This is a genomic window from Streptomyces sp. S07_1.15 (assembly GCF_020739505.1).
Taxonomy (GTDB): Bacteria; Actinomycetota; Actinomycetes; order Streptomycetales; family Streptomycetaceae; genus Streptomyces; species Streptomyces xinghaiensis.
The window spans coordinates 2,544,452-2,561,619 of record NZ_JAJBZK010000001.1 but is presented as its reverse complement, the minus strand read 5'-3'; the positions used below and the strand labels follow the sequence as shown (position 1 = coordinate 2,561,619).

Annotated in this window: 19 protein-coding genes; 12 read left to right on the top strand and 7 right to left on the bottom strand. The window is 73.2% G+C overall.

From position 1 onward, the window contains the following. Positions 1–21: 21 nt before the first annotated feature. The 3 genes from LIX60_RS10835 to xseA form a co-directional block, all read right to left on the bottom strand. The gene (locus tag LIX60_RS10835; protein ID WP_227958248.1) at positions 22–618 is read right to left on the bottom strand and encodes a malonic semialdehyde reductase; all 597 of its coding nucleotides are present in this window, start codon (positions 616–618) and stop codon (positions 22–24) included. 194 nt (positions 619–812) lie between these two features. Continuing rightward, on the bottom strand, positions 813–1,085 hold the full coding sequence (locus LIX60_RS10830) for an exodeoxyribonuclease VII small subunit (protein WP_227958247.1): 273 nt from the start codon (positions 1,083–1,085) through the stop codon (positions 813–815). Between the two features lie 132 nt (positions 1,086–1,217). Continuing rightward, positions 1,218–2,540 carry an exodeoxyribonuclease VII large subunit gene (xseA, locus tag LIX60_RS10825; RefSeq protein WP_227958246.1) on the bottom strand — a complete coding sequence of 441 codons (1,323 nt, stop codon included), beginning with the start codon at positions 2,538–2,540 and terminating at the stop codon, positions 1,218–1,220. Between the two features lie 144 nt (positions 2,541–2,684). Between xseA and LIX60_RS10820 the strand changes: the two genes are divergently transcribed. Together LIX60_RS10820 and ppgK are read left to right on the top strand one after the other, a co-directional pair. Continuing rightward, on the top strand, positions 2,685–3,746 hold the full coding sequence (locus LIX60_RS10820; RefSeq protein WP_095756917.1) for a 4-hydroxy-3-methylbut-2-enyl diphosphate reductase: 1,062 nt from the start codon (positions 2,685–2,687) through the stop codon (positions 3,744–3,746). A 151-nt stretch (positions 3,747–3,897) separates the two neighbouring features. After that, on the top strand, positions 3,898–4,701 hold the full coding sequence (ppgK, locus tag LIX60_RS10815) for a polyphosphate--glucose phosphotransferase (RefSeq protein WP_227958245.1): 804 nt from the start codon (positions 3,898–3,900) through the stop codon (positions 4,699–4,701). Positions 4,702–4,789: 88 nt separating this feature from the next. Here ppgK and LIX60_RS10810 read toward each other — a convergent pair whose 3' ends face one another. Further along, positions 4,790–5,584 carry a DUF6542 domain-containing protein gene (locus LIX60_RS10810; RefSeq protein WP_227958244.1) on the bottom strand — a complete coding sequence of 265 codons (795 nt, stop codon included), beginning with the start codon at positions 5,582–5,584 and terminating at the stop codon, positions 4,790–4,792. Positions 5,585–5,764: 180 nt separating this feature from the next. Between LIX60_RS10810 and ychF the strand changes: the two genes are divergently transcribed. Then, a complete protein-coding gene (gene ychF, locus LIX60_RS10805; RefSeq protein WP_019710263.1) occupies positions 5,765–6,853 on the top strand; it encodes a redox-regulated ATPase YchF in 1,089 nt (362 codons plus the stop codon). Positions 6,854–7,045: 192 nt separating this feature from the next. On the opposite strand, the gene LIX60_RS10800 is transcribed toward ychF, so the two are convergent. Both LIX60_RS10800 and LIX60_RS10795 read right to left on the bottom strand, forming a co-directional pair. Next, positions 7,046–7,309: a type II toxin-antitoxin system RelE/ParE family toxin gene (locus LIX60_RS10800; protein WP_227958243.1), complete on the bottom strand. Its 264-nt coding sequence runs from the start codon at positions 7,307–7,309 to the stop codon at positions 7,046–7,048. Positions 7,310–7,462: 153 nt separating this feature from the next. Then, the gene (locus LIX60_RS10795; RefSeq protein WP_227958242.1) at positions 7,463–8,044 is read right to left on the bottom strand and encodes a Uma2 family endonuclease; all 582 of its coding nucleotides are present in this window, start codon (positions 8,042–8,044) and stop codon (positions 7,463–7,465) included. A 379-nt stretch (positions 8,045–8,423) separates the two neighbouring features. Here LIX60_RS10795 and LIX60_RS10790 point away from each other — a divergent pair, with 379 nt between their 5' ends. The 8 genes from LIX60_RS10790 (at position 8,424) to LIX60_RS10755 (ending at position 14,807) form a co-directional block, all read left to right on the top strand. Beyond that, positions 8,424–8,831: a hypothetical protein gene (locus LIX60_RS10790; protein ID WP_227958241.1), complete on the top strand. Its 408-nt coding sequence runs from the start codon at positions 8,424–8,426 to the stop codon at positions 8,829–8,831. Between the two features lie 358 nt (positions 8,832–9,189). Next, the gene (locus LIX60_RS10785) at positions 9,190–9,693 is read left to right on the top strand and encodes an RNA polymerase sigma factor (RefSeq protein WP_227962709.1); all 504 of its coding nucleotides are present in this window, start codon (positions 9,190–9,192) and stop codon (positions 9,691–9,693) included. Continuing rightward, complete coding sequence (locus tag LIX60_RS10780; RefSeq protein ID WP_227958240.1) at positions 9,690–10,514, top strand: zf-HC2 domain-containing protein; 825 nt, start codon at positions 9,690–9,692, stop codon at positions 10,512–10,514. Before LIX60_RS10785 ends, LIX60_RS10780 begins: the two co-directional genes overlap by 4 nt. Further along, positions 10,511–11,344 carry an ABC transporter ATP-binding protein gene (locus LIX60_RS10775; RefSeq protein ID WP_227958239.1) on the top strand — a complete coding sequence of 278 codons (834 nt, stop codon included), beginning with the start codon at positions 10,511–10,513 and terminating at the stop codon, positions 11,342–11,344. Before LIX60_RS10780 ends, LIX60_RS10775 begins: the two co-directional genes overlap by 4 nt. Next, a complete protein-coding gene (locus LIX60_RS10770; RefSeq protein ID WP_227958238.1) occupies positions 11,341–12,738 on the top strand; it encodes a hypothetical protein in 1,398 nt (465 codons plus the stop codon). Before LIX60_RS10775 ends, LIX60_RS10770 begins: the two co-directional genes overlap by 4 nt. Beyond that, complete coding sequence (locus tag LIX60_RS10765; protein ID WP_227958237.1) at positions 12,735–13,310, top strand: hypothetical protein; 576 nt, start codon at positions 12,735–12,737, stop codon at positions 13,308–13,310. The genes LIX60_RS10770 and LIX60_RS10765 overlap by 4 nt, the downstream gene beginning before the upstream one ends. A 168-nt stretch (positions 13,311–13,478) precedes the next feature. Next, positions 13,479–14,477 (top strand): serine protease, encoded by a 999-nt coding sequence (locus LIX60_RS10760; RefSeq protein ID WP_227958236.1) that lies wholly within the window; start codon positions 13,479–13,481, stop codon positions 14,475–14,477. 96 nt (positions 14,478–14,573) lie between these two features. Beyond that, complete coding sequence (locus tag LIX60_RS10755) at positions 14,574–14,807, top strand: hypothetical protein (RefSeq protein WP_227958235.1); 234 nt, start codon at positions 14,574–14,576, stop codon at positions 14,805–14,807. 185 nt (positions 14,808–14,992) lie between these two features. Here LIX60_RS10755 and LIX60_RS10750 read toward each other — a convergent pair whose 3' ends face one another. Continuing rightward, the gene (locus tag LIX60_RS10750; RefSeq protein ID WP_227958234.1) at positions 14,993–15,898 is read right to left on the bottom strand and encodes an NADP-dependent oxidoreductase; all 906 of its coding nucleotides are present in this window, start codon (positions 15,896–15,898) and stop codon (positions 14,993–14,995) included. Positions 15,899–16,120: 222 nt separating this feature from the next. On the opposite strand from LIX60_RS10750, the gene LIX60_RS10745 reads away from it, so the two are divergent. After that, positions 16,121–17,101 (top strand): helix-turn-helix transcriptional regulator, encoded by a 981-nt coding sequence (locus tag LIX60_RS10745; RefSeq protein ID WP_227958233.1) that lies wholly within the window; start codon positions 16,121–16,123, stop codon positions 17,099–17,101. Positions 17,102–17,168: the final 67 nt, after the last annotated feature.

The window sequence follows — 17,168 nt, the reverse complement described above, 5'->3', positions numbered from 1 at the left end:
CGGTGCGGCCCGGTCGGACGGTCAGACGGTGGTGACGGCCTCGTCGTAGGACAGCCGCGGCAGGCGCTCGGGGAACCAGGCGTTCTCGGCGGGCCGGCCGATGTTGACCACGGTCAGCACGGCGTGGTCGCCCTCGGGGAAGAAGTCCTTGTTGATGCCGTCGGCGTCGTAGCCCGTCATCGGGCCGGCGGCCAGGCCGGCGGCGCGGACGCCGAGGATGAAGTAGCCCGCCTGGAGTGTGGCGTTGAAGGAGCCGACCTGCTCGCGCACCGGGCGCTCCGCGAAGAACGTGTCCTTGAGGTCCGGCACGAAGGGCATCAGCCGCGGCAGCTCCTCGTGGAACTCGTGGTCCACGGCGAGGATCGCGGTCAGCGGCGCGGCGGCGGTCTTCGCCTGGTTGCCCTCCATCAGATGCCCCACCAGGCGCTGCCGCGCCTCGGGGGAGCGGACCAGCACCACGCGCAGGGGCTGCTGGTTGAAGGCGGTCGGCGCGTACTTGACCAGGTCGTAGATGGCCTGGACCTGCTCCTCGGTCACCGGCTCGTCGGTGAAGGCGTTGGCGGTACGGGCCTCCCGGAACAGCAGGTCCTGGGCGGCGGCATCGAGGGCGAGAGTCATAAGGAACACCTTGTTCATGGGGGTGTGCGGGGGAGACCCGCACGCTGACAAGGTGTATTAACCTTCAACTAAATATTCTTATGCCCGCTCTCGATGTGACTCCCGTCACGTCAGCTGCCGGTGGGTGCGGCCCCCGCAGGACGCACGCCGAACGGTTGCCGGAGGGCCTCCGGGGGTGCGGCCCGGACCGTCTCTCAGTCCCCGGAGCCGCGGGGAGCGCCGCCGGAGGGCCCGGAGCCCTCCTCCGAGGACTCGGCGAGCGCCGCGTCCAGCCGCGCCCGGGCGCCGTCCAGCCAGCGGCGGCAGATCTTCGAGAGTTCCTCGCCGCGCTCCCACAGGGCGAGCGACTCCTCCAGCGTCGTGCCGCCCGCCTCCAGCCGGCGTACGACATCGATCAGTTCGTCCCGCGCCTGCTCATAGCCCAGCGCGTCACTCGGCGCGGCCGCCCCGGTCCCGGTCTCCGTCATGCGGTCAGCCTACGGTCCGGCACCGACAGCGGGCCCCGCGGCGGGCGGTTCCCGGAGCGGCGGCTCCGGCACCGCCCGGCCGGGCGCCCTTCGCTCCGGCCCTGGCGCCCTGGCCCCCCGGGCCGGCGCCCTTCACTCCGGGCCGGCGCCGTCCGCCGTCCCGCCCGTGCCCGGCCCGGTGGCCGCCGCCCCGGCACCGTCCGTCCCGGCGCCGTCCGCCGCGGCACCGTCCGGGTCCGCGCCGCTGCCGCCGGCCGCCACGACCGTCAGCTCCCCCTCGGCCACCCGGGCCCGCAGCCGCTCGCCCTCCGGCACCTCGCGCGCCGCCCGGACGACCGAACCGTCCGGCCGCTGCAGCACCGCGTAACCCCGCTCCAGCGTGGCGGCGGGCGAGAGCGCGACGACCCGCGCCCGGGTGTGGGCCAGCTCGGAGTCCGCCCGGTCCAGCAGATGCCCCAGGGTGCGGCGGCCGCGGTCGCGCAGCGCCGTGATCTGCTCCTCCCGCTCCTCGACCATCCGGTGCGGCCGCTCCATGCAGGGCCGGGCGCGGGCCGCCGCCAGCCCGCGCTCCTCGCGGTCCAGCAGGCCGCCCACCGCGCGCAGCGCCCGCTCGCGCAGCTGCTGGATGCGGTGGAGCTCCTCGCCGACGTCCGGCACCACCTGCTTGGCCGCGTCGGTGGGAGTGGAGGCGCGCAGATCGGCGACCAGGTCCAGCAGCGGTGTGTCCGGCTCGTGCCCGATCGCCGAGACGACCGGGGTGCGGCACGCCGCCACCGTCCGCACCAGCTGCTCGTCCGAGAAGGGCAGCAGATCCTCGACGCTGCCGCCGCCCCGGGCCACGATGATCACGTCCACCCCGGGATGGGCGTCCAGCTCCCGCACCGCCTCCACCACCCGGGTGACGGCGTGCACCCCCTGCACGGGGACATTGCGCACCTCGAAGCGGACGGCCGGCCAGCGCAGCCGGGCGTTCTCCAGGACGTCACGCTCCGCCGCCGAGGCCCGCCCGCACACCAGCCCTATGAGCTGCGGCAGGAACGGCAGCGGATGCTTGCGCTCGGCCGCGAACAGCCCTTCGGCGGCCAGGGACTTCTTGAGCTGCTCCAGCCGGGCCAGCAGCTCACCGACCCCGACCGGTCTGATCTCGGCCGCGCGCAGCGAGAGCTGGCCGCGCGGCGCGTACCACTCGGGCTTGGCCTGCACCACGACCCGGGCGCCCTCGGACACCGCGTCCGCGACCCGGTCGAAGACCGAGCGGAAGCACGTGACGCTCAGCGAGATGTCGTACGACGGGTCGCGCAGGGTCAGGAAGACCACGCCCGCCCCGGGGCGCCGCGACAGCTGGGTGATCTGCCCCTCCACCCAGACGGCGCCGAGCCGGTCGATCCAGCCGCCGATGAGCCGCGACACCTCGCCGACGGGGATCGGCGTCTCGGCCGAGGTGTTGAGTGCCATGGGAGGAGGCTAGCCGGGCGCACCGACATCGATGCCGGTACCCGGGTTCCGGTGGCCGCGGCTCGCCGGACCGGAGCGGGTGCCCCGCCACCCGGCCCCCGCCCGGAGCCCGCCCGGTCCCCGCCCGGCCTTTACGATGGCCCCATGACTGCTACGCCCAGCCCGTCGCCCGACGCCGCCCCGTCCGGGGACACCCCGGACGGCGGTGCCCGCAAGCGCGTCCTGCTCGCCGCACCCCGCGGATACTGCGCGGGCGTGGACCGCGCCGTGATCGCCGTCGAGAAGGCTCTGGAGCAGTACGGCGCGCCGGTCTACGTGCGCAAGGAGATCGTCCACAACAAGTTCGTCGTGCGGACGCTGGAGAAGAAGGGCGCCGTCTTCGTCGAGGAGACGGAGGACGTCCCCGAGGGCTCCATCGTGATCTTCTCCGCGCACGGCGTCGCCCCCGTGGTCCACGAGGAGGCCTCGGCCCGCAAGCTGGCGACCATCGACGCCACCTGCCCGCTGGTCACCAAGGTGCACAAGGAGGCCGTCCGGTTCGCCAAGGACGACTACGACATCCTCCTCATCGGCCACGAGGGCCACGAGGAGGTCATCGGCACCAGCGGCGAGGCCCCCGAGCACATCACCCTGGTCGACGGCCCGGACGACGTGAAGAACGTCGAGGTGCGCGACCCGTCGAAGGTCGTCTGGCTCTCCCAGACCACCCTCTCCGTCGACGAGACCATGGAGACGGTCGACGCCCTCAAGGACCGCTTCCCCCAGCTCATCAGCCCGCCCAGCGACGACATCTGCTACGCCACGCAGAACCGGCAGATCGCGGTCAAGCAGGTGGCGGCCGACTCCGACCTGGTCCTCGTGGTCGGCTCCAAGAACTCCTCCAACTCGGTGCGCCTGGTCGAGGTCGCCCTCGGCGCGGGCGCCCGCGCCGGTCATCTGGTGGACAACGCCGGGGAGATCGACGAGGCGTGGCTGGCGGGGGTGGACACGGTCGGCATCAGCTCCGGCGCCTCCGTGCCGGACGTGCTCGTCGAGGAGGTCCTCGACTGGCTCGCCGAGCGCGGCTACGCCGACGTCGAGATCGTCCAGCCGATGCAGGAGAGCATCACCTTCTCCCTGCCGAAGGAGCTCCGCCGGGATCTGCGCGCGGAGGCCGCCGCCCTGTCCGGCGGACCCGCCGCCGGCGCGCCGGACGCCCGCGCCTGAGGCCCCGCCCGGACCCCGCCCGGCGCGTACCCCGTGGTGCCGGCAGGCCCCCCGCCCCGGTCCCCCGCCCCGCGCGGCGGGCCGGGGCGGTTCCGCGCTCCCGGACGCAGCGGCGGGCGAGCACGCCGCGCCAGGGCCTAAGTTGGTGACCATGGTGGCTACATCCGGGGCGCAGACCCCCCAGACAACCGCAGAACCGGCCGGACGGGTCCTGGGAGTGGACATCGGCGGCTCCGGCATCAAGGGCGCCCCGGTCGACCTGGAGCGCGGAGACCTCGCGGAGGAGCGGCACAAGGTGCTGACCCCGCAGCCGGCGACGCCCGAGGCGGTCGTCGAGTGCGTGGCGGAGGTCGCCGGTCACTTCGGCTGGACCGGCCCGGTCGGCGTGACCTTCCCCGGTGTCGTCACCGGCGGCATCACGCGCACGGCCGCGAACGTCGACCCCGGCTGGATCGGCCGCGACACCCGGAGCCTGCTCGCGGACCGGCTGGGCCTGCCGGTGACCGTGCTCAACGACGCGGACGCGGCCGGGGTCGCCGAGATGGCCTTCGGCGCGGGCCGCGGCCGGAACGGCACGGTGATCATGCTGACCCTCGGCACCGGTATCGGCAGCGCCGTCTTCACCGGCGGGCAGCTCGTCCCCAACACCGAGCTGGGCCACCTGGAGCTCGACGGCCACGACGCGGAGACCCGGGCCGCCAGCCGCGCCAAGGAGGACGAGGACCTGAGCTGGGCCGACTGGGCGCTGCGGCTGGAGCGCTATCTCAGCCATGTCGAGATGCTGTTCTCCCCGGACCTCTTCATCATCGGCGGCGGGGTGAGCCGCAAGGCCGAGAAGTACCTGCCCCTGATCAAGGGGGTACGGGCCGAGATGGTGCCGGCGGAGCTGCGGAACAACGCGGGCATCGTCGGCGCGGCGATGACCGCGGCCCGGAACCGGACGGAACGGGGCTGACCGGGCTGACCGTGGCCGGGCGGAACAGCGAGCGAGGGCCGGAACCGTGGCGAACAGCTGATCCGGGGCCGGGCGGCGCCCGCCGCCGTTACGGTGCCGTCGCGGTGCCGGGGGTGCCGGGTGCCGTGGCCGCGGGAGCCCCGGGAGCCCCGGGGGCGGCCGGGGCGGCGGCGGACCGGGACGGGCCCGCCGGGCCGCGGTCGTCGGCCGCCGCGCGCTGGGCGGCCCGTGAGGCCAGCAGCACCACTTTCCGCGCCGACACGGTCAGCACGGCCAGCAGCGTCCCCGCGTACAGCCAGAGGGCGTCGAGGGCCAGGGCGGTGACCAGGTCCACCAGCCGGTCGGCCACTGCCGTTCCCTCGCTGACCGGCACCAGACCGACGAAGAAGGCGATCGGCAGGGCGACCGGCGCTGCGGTCAGTTCGGTGGGACGCACCCACAGGGCGCAGACGGCGGAGGTCACGAGGAAGGCGATCCCGTACGCGGACGGGGAGTGGCCGCCCGGCAGCAGCCGGTCCAGGGTGCCGGCGGCGAGCATCAGCAGCAGCGCCAGCAGGCCGCAGCCGAGACCGGTGAGCTTGGGCCCGGGCATCCGGCGCAGCCACCGCAGCTTCTGGAGGGCGGCGAGCACGGGCGGGACGGAGCGCGGCCGGCCGGACCGGTACACGGCCGCGGACTCGTCGTCGGCCCCGGCGGGGGCGCCGGGGGCGGCGCCGGTCCGCCCGGGGCCGTGGCCACCGGGTGCGGCCGAACCGCCGGGCCCGCCTGGGGCGTTGGCCAGTGATTCCCGGGGATCCACGGGCGGGGCCCCGCGCGTGGGGCGGGGCAGCGGTGCGGGCCGGCGCGGTGTGCGCTCGTTACTGCGCGTACGGGGTTGCTCCACGCGACCAACGTAGGTCGGGGGAGGGGCGGAATGTGGCGTGGGACACGCGGCCACCACCGTCTCGGTCGTATTTTCAGCCGATCATCCGCCCGGACGGAGCCGGGCGGGCCGCCCCGTAGACTTGGAGGCCGGTCCCGCTCCGGGGCCCCAGTCCGCACCCTCGCTCCTGGAAGTCGCCACGTGTCGCTCACGATCGGAATCGTCGGCCTGCCGAATGTCGGCAAGTCGACCCTGTTCAACGCCCTGACCAAGAACGACGTCCTGGCGGCCAACTACCCGTTCGCCACCATCGAGCCGAACGTCGGCGTCGTGGGCGTTCCCGACCCGCGCCTGGACACCCTGGCCGAGATCTTCGGCTCCCAGCGGAAGCTCCCGGCCACCGTCGACTTCGTCGACATCGCGGGCATCGTGCGCGGCGCCTCCGAGGGCGAGGGCCTGGGCAACAAATTCCTGGCGAACATCCGCGAGTCCGACGCGATCTGCCAGGTCATCCGCGCCTTCGAGGACGAGAACGTCGTCCACGTCGACGGCAAGGTCTCCCCGAAGAGCGACATCGAGACGATCAACACCGAGCTGATCCTGGCGGACCTGCAGTCGATCGAGAAGGCCCTGCCGCGGCTGGTCAAGGAGTCCCGTCTCCAGAAGGAGAAGGCCCAGGTCGCCGCGGCCGCGGAGGCCGCGCAGAAGATCCTGGAGGAGGGGCGGACCCTCTTCGCCGCCGGGATCACCAAGGACTCCGAGCAGGGCCGGCTCCTTCACGAGCTGCACCTGCTCACCGTCAAGCCGTTCCTCTACGTCTTCAACGTCGACGAGGACGAGCTGGTGGACGACGCCTTCAAGGCGGAGCAGCAGGCGCTGGTCGCCCCGGCCGAGGCGATCTTCCTCAACGCGAAGATCGAGTCCGAGCTGATCGAACTGGAGGACGACGAGGCGCTGGAGCTCCTCCAGTCCATGGGCCAGGAGGAGCCCGGCCTCGCCACCCTCGCCCGCGTCGGCTTCGACACCCTGGGCCTGCAGACCTACCTCACGGCGGGCCCGAAGGAGGCCCGCGCCTGGACCATCAGGAAGGGCGCCACGGCCCCCGAGGCGGCCGGTGTCATCCACACCGACTTCCAGAAGGGCTTCATCAAGGCCGAGGTCATCTCCTACGGCGACCTGGTGGAGTGCGGCTCCGTCCAGGAGGCCCGCGCCAAGGGCAAGGCCCGCATGGAGGGCAAGGACTACGTCATGCAGGACGGCGACGTGGTGGAGTTCCGCTTCAACGTGTAGTTGTGTCCGGGACCGCCCTCTGATCTGCATATACGCAGGTCAGGGGGCGGTTCTTTGCTCGGATCCGTTCGTTGGGGCGGGACGTTGAGGATCTGGGACCGGAAGCTGCGGTGCGATGTCTTTGCAGCTCAGGGAACTGCTGGGTGGTAGTTGAATCTGGGCGGGGTTTTCGGCCGCTGGATTCTGGCTGGATCACGATCGCGACTCGTGGACCGTGGAGCGGTGGCCGGCATGAACGCCCCATACAACGAGTTCGCCGTTGTCGACGGTGTAGGTGACGCGGTAGTCGCCGACCCGGAGGCGACGGCGGTCGGGTTGGGACACGAGCGCCGTGGTGCTGAATCCGAGCGGGTCACTCTCCAGTTCCGTCAGCTTGGCCAGGATGCGCAGCGCCATGTCGCGGGGGACTTTCCGAAGCTCGGCCTGCCTCGGCCGCGTCGGGGGGCCTGAGTTCATCACGTGACAGCCCGCCGGCCCCGCGACGACCTTCTGGCAACGGTTGAGACCGGCTCGGTGAACCGCCGGATGCGGACCTCATGTGCGGTGGTGCGAGAGGAGGGCCGGGCGACCCGCCCTCCCACTCGATCCGGTGCTGACCGGTACCGACTCCTAGTGCCTCCGCGGTGGGGTGAGCCCGTCGAGGTCCAGGCTGATGTCGAAAGGCACAGGGCGCTTGAGAATGCCCCGGAAGATGCCGGCGGGCGCATAGACACCAGTCGGTGCGTCGAGCTCGTAGACGTGGACGACAGGGGTGCCGCCTTCTTCCTCGACGCACCAATAGTGCGGGATCTTGGCCTCGGCGTACTTGTGCAGCTTCACTGTGCGGTCGCGGTGCGCGGACTCCGGTGAGACGACCTCGACGACGAGCCGGACCTCTTCCGGCGCGTACCACGTGCGGTCCGGGTCGTAGGGGGCGGTCGTCACGAGTAGATCCGGCTCCGGCCGGTTGCGCTCGTCGAGGCGGATCGTCATCTCCCGTTCGATCTCGAAACCAGCGGGCGCGGCCGCCATGAGCGTGGTGGTGAGGGACGTGACGAGACGGCCGTGCCAGGACCGCTGGGGCGACATCATGAAGACGAGGGCTCCGTCGATCAGCTCGGTGTGGCGAGGCGCCTCGGGGAGGCGGTCCAGGTCCTCCGCGAACCAGCCTTCCGCGCGCGGCGGGCGCATCCAGTCGGGTAGTGCGGTCATGGCTCAACCGTATCGACTCGCCGAGGCTTGGGTCACGAGATCGTCAGGGTCTGTCGAAGGAGACCTTGCCCGGCATGCGGGTCAGCGCACCGTGATGCTCACGGATCGCGACCGGTCTTGACCGTGTCCTCGTGTGCCGCGGTGGACCGAGCCGCCCGGAGCCGCCGCGGCGTTGTTCCGGCTGCTCGATTCCGGCTGGATCGCGATCCCGATCTCGGGGTCTCCGCAGGCCGAAGCGCTTGTGGTGGAGTTCCGCTTTCTCCCCATCGCCCTCTGATCTGCGTTTGCGCAGGCCGGAGGCGATCCGTTGCGCGGGGGCCGGGGCGGGGCAGGGGCTACCGTGGGCTGGTTGATCGACACTGTTCGGGGGGCTGCTGTGATGCCGGTCAGGCGTGTGGTGCTTCCGCTGGTCATCCGGGTGGCCGTGGTGCCGTGGCTGCTCGCCACGGCCACGACCATGCTCTGGGGCATCTCGGAGGAGCCGGACGGGTTGTTCCTCACCTTCACCACCCGGCTGGTGCTGGTGCCGTTGCTGCTGGCCGCTGAGGTCGTCGGCGTGGTGGCGGCCTTCCGGCGCTATGGCGGTCTGCGCTCCGAGTTCTGGCCGGGAGCCGGGCTGGCGTTCGCTCTCCTGGCACTGTTCACCGTGATGGGGGTTGGGGTGACGTGGGGCGAGTGGGGCGTGCTGCTGTGGATCTGGGCCCTGTACTCCGGCTATGTGTTCTTCGTGTTCGTCCTCGGAGGGATGGCCTGGAAGAAGGTTTTCGCCCGGACTTCCGCGCCATGAGGACGGCCCCCGCGGTGCCGGCGGTTTCCAGCGGTCGTCGTAACACGTGGGCGTGTTGATCAGGACCATGGGTCCTTGAGCCGGAGCGGGCATGCCCCGCTCGTCCGTCGTCTCGCCGGTGCCCCGCGGGTACGAGTGGCCCCTGCCACGGCAACGCCGGGCGCCGTGTTGCCGCGGCAGGGGCCGGGACTTCGAGGCGCTCGCCCGGCGTACGGCCCGGAGCACGTTGATGACGGGCCCGTATGTGGCGGGGATCACACCCCCGGGAAAACCCGCGGCCCGGCCCGGGCGTCTAGCGGGTGTGAGATCAGTGAGGGCAGCGCTGCACGAGCTGGACGAGGAGCGTCTCGTCCGGCTGGTGGCGCGAGGCGACCGTGCCGCGTTCGAGGAGCTGTACCGGCGTACGTCGCCGTGGATGGCGGTGCGGCTGCGCCGCCGCTGCGCGGACGAGCAGATCGTCGCCGAGGTCATGCAGGAGACCTACTTGGCGGTGTGGCGCGCGGCGGGTGCCTTCGCCGGGGCCGCGGTCGGAGGGACGGCCACGGGGTGGCTGTGGACGATCGCGGCGCGCCGCCTGGTCGACGCCTTCCGGCGCAGGGCCCACCACGCGGAGCCCCCGCCGGCCGCCGCCGTGCCCGGCGCGGCGCCCGCTGCCGAGGAGGAGGCGCTCGCGGCGACCGTCGGCGGGGATGTCGGGGACGCGCTGCGGTGCCTCGCGCCGGAGCTGAGACAGGTACTGCAGGCCATGGTGCTCGACGGGCTGTCCGTCCGGGAGACCGCGGTGCTGCTCGGGCTGCCCGAGGGCACGGTCAAGACCCGTGCCCGCCGGGCCCGGACCGAGATGCGGAGGGCGCTGGCATGAGGGTGGAACACGCGTCGACGCGGATCATCGAGGGGTACGCGCACGGCGGCGCGGACCTCGCCGCCGACGAGGTGTGGGCCGTGGAGGCCCATCTGGAGACGTGCCGGGTGTGCCGTGACCGGCTGTCCGCCGTCGTCGGTGCCGAGGTGCCCGCCGTGGCGGCGCTGGTCGACTCCGTCTGGTCCGGTCTCGAACCCCGGCTGGCGGTCACCGCCACGATGCCGCGCGGCCGGCGCCGGCCGGCGCGGCTGTCCCGGTGGATGACGCCCGTGATGGTGCCGTGGCTGGCCATGGTCGTGGGCGTGACGCTGCTGGCCCTGCTGCTCGACCTGGTGGGCACCGGTACCGGTTCCGGCGACGTGTCGCTGGTGCTGCTGTTCGCGCCGGTCCTGCCCGTGCTCGGTGTCGCGGCGTCCTGGTCGCGCGGTCTGGACCCGGCGTACGAGCTGACGGCCTCGGTGCCCCGCGCCGGGCTCCCCCTGGTGCTGCGGCGCACCGCGGCCGTGCTCGCCGTGGTCGTCCCGGCGCTGCTGGTGTGCGGGTGGGTGACGGGGGTGATGGTGGCTCAGTGGCTGCTGCCCTGCCTGGCCTTCACGGCGGCGGCGCTGGCGCTCGGTGGTGCCGTCGGGGTGACCCGCGCCGCCGTCGTACTGGCCGCCGTGTGGGCCGCCGTGGTCGTGGCGCCGACCCTGGCCACCAGCCGTACGGCCTTCGCCCTGCAGACCGGTGGTCTGCCCGCGTGGGGGCTGATCCTCGCCCTCGGCATCGGTGTCGTGATCGCCCGCAGAGGCGCCTACTCCGTGCTGGGAGCCCATCGATGACAATCGGAAAGGAACACCACATGACGTCCGCCGTGAACGCGGCCGACCTCGCGCCGACGCCCTACGCCTGGGAGATCCGGGCCACCGGGCTGAAGGTCCGGGTCGGCAGGAAACGGATGGCCGTCGACGGCCTCGACCTGTCACTGGGCACCGGCGTGCACGGACTCCTCGGCCCCAACGGGGCGGGCAAGACCACCCTCATCCGCGCGCTGGCCACCGTACTGCGCCCCACCGGCGGCACCCTGGAGCTGCTCGGCGAATCCGCGGGCGGCATGGGCGAGCACCGTGCGCTGCGCCGCCGGATCGGCTACCTGCCGCAGGAGTTCGGCTACTACAAGCGCTTCACGGTGCGCGAGTTCGTCGAGTACATGGCCTGGCTGAAGGAGGTGCCGAAGGCGGACATCCCCGCGGCGGTGCAGCGAGCGGTGGAGCGGGTGGGCCTGGCGGACCGCGCCGACGAGCGGATGAAGAACCTGTCGGGCGGCATGGTGCGGCGCGTGGGCATCGCCCAGGCCGTCGTCAACGACCCGGCGATCCTGCTGCTGGACGAGCCGACGGTCGGCCTGGACCCGGCGCAGCGGCTGCGCTTCCGCGAACTGCTGCAGGAACTGGGCACGGACACCTGCGTGCTCGTCTCGACCCATCTGGTGGAGGACGTCGCCGCCGCCTGCACCGACGTGGTGCTCCTCGCCGAGGGTCGGCGGGTCTTCCAGGGCACCCCGGACGAGCTGGCCGCGGCGGGCGGACCCGGGCACGTGGGCGACAGCCCCCTGGAGCGCGGCTACTCGGCGCTGCTGCAGGGCCCCGCCCGGGAAGGGGGCGCCTGGTGAACGTCCGCGTCCTGCGCATCGAGCTGAAGCGCTCCGTCGCCCCGTGGGCCGGCGCCGTGGTCCTGACCAGCACTCTGGCGTTCCTGTACCTGGTGAACGGCGGGTGGTGGAGCGGCACCACGGCGTGGACGGCCCAGTGGACGTCCCTGGCCCTGTGGACCCGCGGCCTGCTGTTCTACCTGTGGCCGCTCGCCGTGGGGCTCGGCGCTCTCCAGGGGTTGCGCGACCACCGCTCGAAGATGTCCGAGCTGCTGACGAGCACGCCGCGGCCCGCCCGGCACCGCGCGGGCGCGACGGCGGGCGCGACGGCGATCACCCTGGCCGCGGCCTTCGCCCTCCCCGTCCTCGTGGGCGCGGTCCAGGTGCTCGCCAACACCGAGTACACGCACCTCGGATGGCTGCCGATCTCGCTGGTGGGGGCACTCTCCCTCGTCGCGGGGGCCGTGCTGGGCATGGGGGCCGGGCGGGCCCTGCCGTCCGTGCTCACCCCGCCCGCGCTGGCCATGGCCGCCTTCGTGTTCACGGCCCTCATGCACATGTCGTTGGGCCGGACGGAGACGGTCACGGCGTCGGGGCTCACGATCACGGAGCCGAAACCGGTCTCGCTCCTGTCACCGGCGGTGGAGGAGGTGCGCGATGTACTCGTCACGCTCTCCGCCTCCGTGCACGTCGGACAGACGATCTGGCTGCTCGGCATGGCCGCGACCGGCTTCGCGCTGCTGGTCGCCGCGACCCCGCGCGCCCGGCTGGTCGCCCTGGCGCCCGTCCTGGCGGGTGCGGTGCTCGCTCTGCTCGTCCTCCCCTCCGACCCGCGCCGGATGTATGTCGTCGACGAGGCCGCCGCGGAACCGGTGTGCGACGGCCCGGTGTGCGTGACGAGGACGCACCAGGCGCGCCTCGCCGGCCTGGCCGGTCCCGGCAAGGAGGCGCTGCGCCTGCTGCGGGACGCCCTGGGCGGCCGGGCGCCGGTCTCGGTCCGGGAGAACACCGCGGTCCTGCCGGACGGCTCCACGCCGCGGTGGTCCCGCGAGACCGTGGCCTTCGACTTCGACGACGGCATCATCGCCGGCGCGGAGGGCGAGGAGCTGACCCGGGCCCTGATCGCCAAGGGCATGGTTCCCGGCTGCACCCCCGCCGGCTGGAGCAGCTTCGGGGGAGACGAGTTCGCGCGGGCTGTCGCGGTGGGCTGGGTCCTCGGGGAGCTCAGGCCGCTTCCCGGCGCCATGTCGGCAGATATGCGCCGCCAGGTCGACGCCGAGGCCCGCCCGGTGTGGAAGGAACTCACAGCGCTTCCGCGGAACGAGCAGATCTCACGGATCACGGCGATGCGCACCGCCGCGCACTCCTGCGAGGGCGAGGCGTTCGACGTGCTGTCCGGCGGTGCGTCCCGGTGAGATGGCTGACGCTGTACGCGCGCTCGCGTCGGGTACCCGCGTCACTCGCCGCGGTGGTGATCAGCGCGGTGGCGGTGTGGGCCCTCTCCCGGGGCGGGGACGAAGGGCCCGGTGATCCCCGGCTGCCCGTACTCGTCCTCGCCGCGGGGGTGATGGCGGCCTCGACCGGGCTTGGCGGGCAGGACCTCGCGCTGGACCGGACGGCCGCGATCCGCTGGGTGCCCCGCAGAGCGGCGCATGTCCTGCTCGCCGGCGCGGTCGTCGGCACGGTGCTGCTGACCGTGCAGACGATGGGCGAGTCCCTGGCCACCACCGCGTTCGTCGTCCGGGACAGCGCGGGCCTGATGGGACTGGCCGCCCTGGGCGCGGCGCTTCTGGGCGGCCGGCACGCATGGACGCTGCCGTTCGCCTGGCTCGCCTTCTCCTTCTTCGCCCCGCCCGCCACGAGTGCGCCGATGCGGGTGGCGACCTGGATGCTGCTGCCGCCGGGCACGGCGGCGGGCGCCTGGACGGCCCTGGCCCTCACCGTCGCCGGCACCGCGGCCTACGCCGTCGCGGGACCGAGACGGTGACCGGGCCGGGGAGCGGCTGGTGAGCGCCGGACGGCCCAGCCAAGCCGGACAAGGCCGGAATCGCCCGTGTGATGGCCCGAATAGGCGTTATTGACGCCAACATGGCGTACTCCTACATTTCGCTCTGCCCAGCGTCATTTCGCACTCTCTAGGAAGCGAGAGCACGTGATGCGGCTCAGACGCACATTCCTCTCTTTATCCGCAGCGGCAGTCGTCCTTCTGGCCGGCCTGGAGACCGCCTCGGCGCAGTCTCCGTCCTCCGGGCAGCCGTCGCCGGATCCGGGAGCGACCGTCACCGCGACGGCCCGGCTGGACACCGGTGCGCGGATCAACTCCGCCGACACCGCTGAAGAACTGGAGCGTTACTGGACCCCGGAGCGCATGCGCAACGCGATACCGGTATCCGTCGAAGGCACCGCGCAGCGTGCGGGGGGCGTGACCGGAGACACCTCCGAGGGGCCGGCCCGCTCCACCCCGTCCGCACCACCGCGGAAGGACATGGTCCGGCCCACCATCACCGAGACGGCCGTCGCCGGCAAGGTCTTCTTCACCAAGCCCAGCGACGGCAAGGACTACGTCTGCTCCGCGAGCGCCCTCAACAGCTCGTCCAAGCAGATGGCGATCACCGCGGGGCACTGTGTGCACGAGGGCAACGGCGGTGACTGGATGCGGAACTGGGCCTATGTGCCCCGCTACCGGGACGGCAACCGGCCGTTCGGAACCTTCGCGGCCAAGCAGTACCGGGCGTTCAACGGCTGGATCAACGACGGCAGTTTCGACTGGGACGTGGCCATGGTGACCACCTGGCCGCTGAACAGCCGGAAGCTCGTCAATGTCACCGGCGGCAACGGTCTGAGCTACAACTACTCGCGCGAGCAGGCCGTGACGGTGAACGGCTATCCCGGAGACCGGGACAACGGCCAGCGCCAGTGGTACTGCCAGGGAACGACCCAGCGGGTCGGCGTGCTCGACGGCAGGATCCAGCTCCGCTGCGACTTCGGCGGCGGCTCGAGCGGCGGTCCCTGGATGCGGCAGTTCGACGAGAGCAGTGGTCTCGGCTACACCAACGGGGTCACCAGCACCATCAACAGCGAAGGCTGGAACCGGAGTTCCTACTTCGGGGACAGCGTCAAGCAGATGTTCGACGACCAGGGCGGCGCGACGTAGCCGCTCGCCCGCGCACGGAGCCCGCTCGGCCGCCGCGGCTGGAGTGGCCGAGCGGGCTCCCCGCAGCGCTTCCGAGCCTCGCAGGAGGTCATTGACGTGAAAGGTTCCGCACCGCGCAAGCTTCTCCTCCTCGCGGGGGTGGCCGCCGCGGTCGCCGGCGCGATCGCCCTGCGCCCGGACGCCGCCGCGGAGGCACCGGTTCCGTCCCCCGCCCCGGACGGCGGGACATCGGTCTCCGAGATCCAGGAGGACCCGTCCGCCGTCCGGGAGTACTGGACCCCCGAACGGATGGAGAACGCCGAGCCGGCGCCGATGGAGGAAGACGGCTGAGCCGTCGAGGGAACACAGCTTCGTCCAGGCCTCTTCCGGCACAACGCGGGAACGGTCACTCCCGACTTCGGTGACGCCGCCGCGCACACCGCCGCGGGCCCTGTCGGTGGGCGGCGGTGGCCGACTCCGGCCCGGAGCACGTCACTCCGGGCCCGGCGGGAGGCCATCCCCGCCGGGCCCGGACCTCAGAGGCCGAGGACCAGCTTTCCGCGCACCCCGCCGTCCCGGCTCGTCCGGTGGGCCTCCGCGGCCATCCGCAGCGGGAGCACCGACTGGACCTCGACGTGGACGGCGCCGGAGTCGATGAGCGCACCGATCCTGCGGAGCGCGTCGCCGTCGGGCGTGACGATGACGCGGCGCGCCGTGACGCGGGGGAGCCGGTGCGCCTCATCCACCGGTTCCGGCAGCGTGATCAGAGTGCCGCCGGGGCGCAGGAGCCGCCACGACGCGTGCTGTACCGGGCCGCCGACGGTGTCCAGGACCATGTCGAACGGTTCCCCGGCGGCCAGGTCCGCCGTCGCGCGGTCCACCGGCTCGTGGACGCCGAGCCCGCGAAGGAACTCCAGGTTGCGGGCGGACGCGGTGGCGGTGACGTGCGCCCCGAGGTGCCGGGCGAACTGCACGGCGAAGTGCCCCACGCCACCCGCGCCCGCGTGCACCAGGACGCGCAGGCCGGCGGTGGACCCCGCCGCCTCCAGCGCCTGCCAGGCGGTCAGGGCGGCCAGGGGCACGGCGGCGGCCTCCGCGTAGGAGAGGCGGGCCGGCTTGGGCGCCACGGCGGAGGCGGGCAGGACGGCCAGTTCCTGGTAGGCGCCTCCGTACGGCAGGGGAAGCATGCCGTACACCGCCTCACCGACCGCCGGGCCGCCCGGCACGGTGCCTCGCACCACGCCCGCGACGTCCCAGCCCATGCCCAGCGGGAAGGGGCGGTCGTTGCGGACGGCTCCTTCGCGGTGCTTCCAGTCGACCGGGTTCACTCCCGCCGCCCTGACCTCCACCAGGACGTCTCCGTCCGCCGGAGCCGGGTCCGGTCGTTCCGTGAGTTCCAGGACGCTCTCGTCGCCATATCGGGAGAAGACCACCGCGCGCATCGAACCCGCTCCTGCCGTATCGAAGTCCTTGCGCCGCCCGCACCGTCGGGACGCCGGGCGGCGCGGTGCGGATCCGCACCCGGTTCCACCGTCGCGGCACGGTGGCCACGGAGCCATTACTCCGCGAATACCAGGCCGGGAGCGGAGCGGGACCGCGCGGGCCCCAGGGGGGTACCGGCAGGGACAGGCTGACGGGCGCCGCCCCGGCGCATACTGGCGCGCATGAACTCAGCCAGCGAGCTCGGCGCCTTCCTGAAGTCCCGGCGCTCCCGCGTGACCCCCGGATCGGCCGGTCTCCCCGTCATCGGCCGGCGCCGGGTCGCGGGGCTGCGCCGGGAGGAGGTGGCCGAGCTCGCGGGCGTCAGCGCCGTCTACTACACGCGACTGGAGCAGGGGCGCGCCCGTAATCCGTCCGACGCCGTGCTGGACGCCCTGGCACGCGTGCTCCGTCTCGACCCGACCGAACGGGCGCATCTGTACGACCTCGCGCGCCGGGCCGTCCGCCGGGCCGCCCCGCCCTCGGCGGCCGGCCGCTTCCCGGGCACCGCCGGTCAAGGGGGCTTCGAGGGGCCCGGGGACACCGGCGACGCCGAAGCCGTGCCCGGCGTGCCCGTGCGGGAGGACCTGCGGCGTCTCCTCGCCGCCGTGGGGGCCGTCCCCGCCTACCTCCTGGGGCCCGCGATGGACGTCCTCGCCGCCAACGACCTGGCTCACGCTCTGCTGGGCGGCCTCGGCGGAGGCTCACCAGGGCGGTCGAACCTCGCGCGTCTCGTCTTCCTCGATGCCTCCGCCCGCGACCTGTTCCCGCGGTGGGACGACGTGGCGCGGCAGACCGTGGGGTTCCTGCGCCTCTCCGCCGGCCGCCGCCCCGGGGACGCGCGGCTGGGCCGGGTCGTCACGGAACTGAGCCGCCGCAGCCCGGAGTTCCGGGAGCTGTGGGCGGCGCAGGAGGTGCGCGAGAAGTCGTACGGCACGAAGAGCTTCCGTCATCCGCTGGTCGGCGACCTCGACCTGGCGTACGAGACCCTGTCACTGCCCGGTGACGAGGGCCGGTCCCTGGTCGTCTTCACCGCGCCGGACCCGCGTGCGGAAGGCGCGCTGCGGCTGCTCGGCAGTTGGACGGCGCGGCCCGCCGCCCGCCCGTCGGCCACCGATCCGCCGTCCCACGCGGCCCGTCATGGCCGCTCGTCGCCGGGTCCCTGAACCGCGCGCAGGTCCGGAGGCGCCCGTGGCGGGGCGTACGCGAGGCGATGGTGCCGGCAGTCCGGGC